The sequence below is a fragment of the Anaerohalosphaeraceae bacterium genome, assembly GCA_037479115.1.
In the GTDB taxonomy this organism is placed as follows: Bacteria; Planctomycetota; Phycisphaerae; order Sedimentisphaerales; family Anaerohalosphaeraceae; genus JAHDQI01.
In genome coordinates this window covers 1-4,973 of record JBBFLK010000047.1, presented here as the reverse complement: position 1 = coordinate 4,973, position 4,973 = coordinate 1, and the positions used below count along the sequence as shown (strand labels likewise).

Annotated in this window: 5 protein-coding genes and 1 CRISPR repeat array; all 5 genes read left to right on the top strand. The window is 44.5% G+C overall.

The features are described 5' to 3' along the window. Nucleotides 1-175: 175 nt before the first annotated feature. Nucleotides 176-799 (top strand): RHS repeat-associated core domain-containing protein, encoded by a 624-nt coding sequence (locus WHS88_12600; GenBank protein MEJ5261019.1) that lies wholly within the window; start codon nt 176-178, stop codon nt 797-799. A gap of 253 nt (nt 800-1,052) precedes the next feature. After that, the gene (locus WHS88_12595; protein ID MEJ5261018.1) at nt 1,053-1,799 is read left to right on the top strand and encodes a hypothetical protein; all 747 of its coding nucleotides are present in this window, start codon (nt 1,053-1,055) and stop codon (nt 1,797-1,799) included. 437 nt (nt 1,800-2,236) lie between these two features. Then, nucleotides 2,237-2,758 carry an RHS repeat-associated core domain-containing protein gene (locus WHS88_12590; protein ID MEJ5261017.1) on the top strand — a complete coding sequence of 174 codons (522 nt, stop codon included), beginning with the start codon at nt 2,237-2,239 and terminating at the stop codon, nt 2,756-2,758. Nucleotides 2,759-2,771: 13 nt separating this feature from the next. Beyond that, nucleotides 2,772-3,017 (top strand): hypothetical protein, encoded by a 246-nt coding sequence (locus WHS88_12585; GenBank protein ID MEJ5261016.1) that lies wholly within the window; start codon nt 2,772-2,774, stop codon nt 3,015-3,017. A gap of 69 nt (nt 3,018-3,086) precedes the next feature. Then, a complete protein-coding gene (locus WHS88_12580; GenBank protein MEJ5261015.1) occupies nt 3,087-3,569 on the top strand; it encodes a hypothetical protein in 483 nt (160 codons plus the stop codon). A 1,147-nt stretch (nt 3,570-4,716) separates the two neighbouring features. Then, a CRISPR array of direct repeats spans nt 4,717-4,952; the repeat unit is 34 nt; unit sequence GTTTCAATCCACGCCCGCGTGAAGCGGGCGACAT. Nucleotides 4,953-4,973 lie beyond the last annotated feature (21 nt).

Genomic DNA, 4,973 nt, shown 5'->3' with positions numbered 1-4,973 from the left:
CTTCACGTAAGAGTTATCCCCCACCTTGCAGCCGACGGGGACGGAGTCTATCCAACATGGGTGCGGCGATGCATGCAGAGCATTTTGACCGGTTCGATGCGGCAGGGCGGATGTGTTTGTTCCTGCCGACGGGCTTGGGTCGGTACGGCAGTTGACGAATGCCTCCGGGCAGGGTATGGTGTCCTATATGTACGACGGGTTCGGCAATGTGCGGGCGGTTTCGGGGACGGCCGACAATCCCTACGGCTTCAGGGGCGAGCAGCAATTAGGCGAAGCGGATGATTTGGTGTTCCTGCGGGCGAGGTATTACAAACCGAGTATTGGACGGTTTATCAGCAGGGATCCGATTTTTACACCCATGCAAATAGGACCTTTTGTAGGCTGGGTTTTGCCTTATACAAATTTACTTTATCATCCTCAATCCCTGAATCCTTATGTCTATGTCCAAAATAATCCTGTTATTCTGATAGACCCCACTGGACTATCATCAGAGTGTGATGTTTTTGTCTGCTACGGAGCATGCGCAAAAATATTTGGAAAAGTTCCCTCTAAGGCACTGGACGCATGTATGGTAGGTTGTTGGGAACTTGTGGCGATGAACCCAAATCTAACCCCAAACGAATATATGAAAATAATAAAGGATATGCTAAAAGAAGGGGCAGGACGTGGAGGACGTATAATAGGGGGAAATGAATGCCATTTAAATATACTCATAATATTTATTACCGTAACAATGTTCCTATTGCGTCTCTATAAGAAATTGATACCACAAATAAAACGAGGGGGGCAGATGATATGAAGATGTTATATCTTGTCATAGTCCTTCTTGTTGCCCTTGTGTTATTCATTTCCAGACAAAGAGTAAATCGTTATCTCATCGGAAGAAATCAAGTTAAGGAAAGTCGTATCTTTCTGACTTTTTTCAAAATAATAAAAACTTTGCAGGTTATTGTGTGTTGGGGAGAAACCTCTTATCAATTCATCATCAAGAGGAAAAACAAATATCCGTATCAGTGAAACTGTTTTGGACAATCAATGGGCACAGTCAGTGTATGGATTTTTCCGCTCCGGTTGTTTCTATGTTCTATTCCGCTGAAATAAACCGGGTTGTTTTGATAACGTTTAAGGGAATTAACCTATACGAACCCTTCACAGCCCAAAAGGAGGAACTGGAGATAATCCCCAATTGCATTTATCTGTCGTGCACGAGGAATCCAGAAGATAATGATCTCCTTTTAGCAGGATATCAGTCTGATGATAACATTCTTAAAAGCATTTGTATTTACTTGGATTTAGTGACCCAAAAATCTCATTTGTTTGAAATAGAAGGTGAGTTCAAAGGGGCCTGTAAAGAGGCCGACAGAGAATATTCTGTAAAAACAACCCAAAATCTTTATAAGGTAACACCTTCATCGATAGAAATATCGGAGATGTACAAGGATAGTGAGGCCGCTCTGTGGCTCTTGGATAAGTGGCCGAATGGCGATCTGATATTTCTACGAACACAAAACAATACGAAATATCTGGTTTGGGATGGCATAGAAATTGAGGTGGGTTGCTTAAACGATAGTTTAGTCTGCGGAAAATATTTGTGGGTTTTTGATAATAAGAAGAACAATTTGTCTGTATATGATTGTTGGGGCCGTGTAATAAAAAAGGATCAATTAGAGAAAAGAGTATCCGGATGTGGAAAAATTCACGATGGAGGAATATGGGTTTTTTATTCAGATTTCTCCATAGATATTTTTAAGGAAGATGGCGAAAGAGTATCATCGGAATGCCTTGATATTCGACTATAACCAAAATTCTGTATTCTTTGTCTGGAACTCGGCACGTTTGTAACGGTTGCTTACAGAATAAAATCTCAAACTTTAAGAATGGTTATTTCGAGAAAGATAGATGTAATTCTTTTGATATGGTCTGTTGGAATCGTTATTTTTTATTTATATGATTTTATATTATGGAACACTATTAATAATAGTAGGTACATGGTCAAAAAATAGAATCCGTATTAAGTTTATAAAAAAAAGAGAACATAAAACAATAACATCTCTCTCTATCTGATCTATCTTCTCATGAATAGTGTGAAACGATACGGCTTAGAATGAGATATCCGCTGTTACTGTGACTGCATCAGATATCAGGTTGTTTTTTCGTAGAAAGGCGAGAGTTGTGTCTACTGTCACTACGACAAATACGGTCGGTGCGGCAGTTGACGAACGCCTCCGGGCAGGGTATGGTGTCCTATATGTACGACGGGTTCGGCAATGTGCGGGCAGTTTCGGGGACGGCCGACAATCCCTACGGCTTCACGGGCGAAAGCCAATTTACCGAGGCGGACAACCTGATTTTCCTCCGCGCCCGCTATTACGCCCCCGCCCTCGGCCGATTCCTCTCCCGCGACCCGATTCTGACCCCGGTCCGGCTTCAGGGCTATGTCGGCTGGCTGCTGCCCTATCTGAATCTGCACAAATCCCCCCAAGCCCTGCATCCGTATTTATATGTATTGAATAATCCTGTAAACCATGTCGATCCTACTGGGTTGGTCTCTGAAGAATTTGAGAGTTGTTGGAAGGATTGTGCGGATCCATTAACTGGCGGATTAATGGGCAGGATATGCGGGTCCGGCTTAAGTCTGGGTTCGCTGGCCGCTGCTGTAGCAAAAGCCGGTACATTATCCAAAATTCTTGGTATCGTGCCTACATGGATGGCAAGTGTCGCTGTTGGGTGCGCAATCGGCTGCGGTTTATTTGGATGAGGAGAGTGTGCGAATGTCGAAATTATCCCAAAGCGGTGTATGGTTTCTCAGAATTATTTTCATATCAGGCGGGGTAATCTGTATTTTTATCCCTGTATCCACATTGTCCGGCATTGATGTTGCAACTGTGATACTTGGCATAGCTTTGACTCTTATGGGAGTCATGAATATTTTTGCAGTCACAAAACCTGAAGGCAACAAAAAGAAAGAAGCAAATACAGACAACAAAGCAGAAACAAGCAATTCTGCCTTCCTATGAGTGTTTCTGTTTCTCCTTCTTTGAAATTTTCCTCCCCGAGAGAAACAAAATAAACAGAGAGGATGAATCATGATTGCAGATTCAAAAAATCGAATGTTAATATCGCCTTCTGTTTCGCTTCATAGATCTGTCGGCTGGCTGCTGCCCTATCTGAATCTGCACGAATCCCCCCAAGCCCTCCATCCGTATTTGTACGGAAAAAACAATCCGGTGAATTCCACAGATCCGCTGGGGCTTTTGGACCCGATTTTTCTTCCCGGCATCTATCCTACACCGGCCGTCCCGCCAACAGTTCCCAGTGTGTGTAAGAAGGAGTGCAAGAAGTGGGGACCATCAATAGCAGAAACCCTCGGTTTAAGTGTATGGAATTGTGCCAATTTTGTGATGCAGCAAATAAATGGACTAATTCCAGGCGGCGATGGAACAGTGATTATAGGCGGTCTTATCGGTTTGAAATATCCTCCTATCGCAGCAGGAATTGGCATCGGGTTGGGAATAGATTTTGGAGCGGCATTGGCTTTTTGTTCAAATCGAGAGTGCATTGAATGGTGATGCACAAAAACAATACAGCAATTTTGAGGTTTTTCATATGTTTCAAAAAATCTTTGTAAAAATCAGAAGTACAGCAGCGGCCATAATCGTTGCACTTCTCCGTCCATCTAATAAAAAAACAAGATGGTATACCGTGTGGATTTCATCTGTTCTGCTCTTTCTCTATACGATTGGTTTTCTGATTTACGGCGAAAATGCATCGTTTTTTAACATAGTATCAAAGGTTCTCCTTCTTATACTTCTTGGAAACCTCCTCATCCTATTCGTTTCAAAGAATTGGAAAAAGCAGCGGAAATACAGAACATGATTACAGCAGCAGACACTCCAAACCTGATATGGCATTTATGGGCTGTCCTCTTGGCTCTTTTGTTTGTCTTTTTCCTCCATTATTACGCCAGATTATCAGAACGGTTTCCGTTTTTGCAAAGAGACCGGTTTCCTCTCTGGCTCCAACTCCTTCTTTGGCCGGCGGAAGGTCTTTTTATCGCCGCCGTAATCTGTTTCATTGCTCCGGGACCCCAATGGGCTGATTCTCCGTATCTTCTTTTTGTTTTGGGGCTTTTTGCGTTTCTGACCACTTCAGAGTATGTGGATTTACAGAAGAAAAGGGATTCCCGCCTCCGGGCTACTCTCAGGAGGGTTCTGATCCATTCGGCCGGTTTGCCGGTTCTGGTTTACTTTCTGATATGGGCTCTGCTGTTTTTCAGGCAGGGTCCGGCGCTCTGGCTCCACGAGCATCCTGTTTTTACAGGGACGGCCGTTCTTCTGATTGCTTGCACCTGGTTAGGGGCAGGCAGCTTTGTCCTGTCCCTGATTCGATGCAGCAAGGCAAAGGATGCAGAGCGGATACTGGAATTCATAGGTATTCTGTGGTCTTTTTCTTTAGCTGTCCGTGTTTTTTCCACAGAAAACCAGCCGTCAGGTCTTCTTTGGTTGTTTTCGGATAAGATTTTCTTATGGGTGCTCACCGGGATTTTCTTTTGCCTGGCTGTCTTTTCCGCTTTCCTGTTCAGAAGAGAATTAAAAAAATTCGAAGCCATGACGGCAGAGTAGCTGAATGCATAACCGCATAAACAGATGTGCTAAGACGGCCGACAATCCCTACGGCTTTACGGGCGAAAGCCAGCTCACCGAGGCGGACAACCTGATTTTCCTCCACGCCCGCGTGAAGCGGGCGACATTTATTGACCGACAGCGTTCGCTCCATATAGCGGAGGTTTCAATCCACGCCCGCGTGAAGCGGGCGACATTCAGTTTTCTGGCTTCCTTCCGCAATTGCTCAAGTTTCAATCCACGCCCGCGTGAAGCGGGCGACATCCGTCCGGTGTTAACGTGTCCGGCTTGTACGCGTTTCAATCCACGCCCGCGTGAAGCGGGCGACCTCACCGGCGGCATTGAGGCCAA

What these genes read in the sequence shown, in the direction of transcription:
- WHS88_12585 (MEJ5261016.1), top strand. Translation starts at nt 2,772, where the DNA reads ATGTCGAAATTATCCCAAAGCGGTGTATGGTTTCTCAGAATTATTTTC.
- WHS88_12580 (MEJ5261015.1), top strand. Translation starts at nt 3,087, where the DNA reads ATGATTGCAGATTCAAAAAATCGAATGTTAATATCGCCTTCTGTTTCG.
- WHS88_12600 (MEJ5261019.1), top strand. Translation starts at nt 176, where the DNA reads ATGGTGTCCTATATGTACGACGGGTTCGGCAATGTGCGGGCGGTTTCG.
- WHS88_12595 (MEJ5261018.1), top strand. Translation starts at nt 1,053, where the DNA reads ATGGATTTTTCCGCTCCGGTTGTTTCTATGTTCTATTCCGCTGAAATA.
- WHS88_12590 (MEJ5261017.1), top strand. Translation starts at nt 2,237, where the DNA reads ATGGTGTCCTATATGTACGACGGGTTCGGCAATGTGCGGGCAGTTTCG.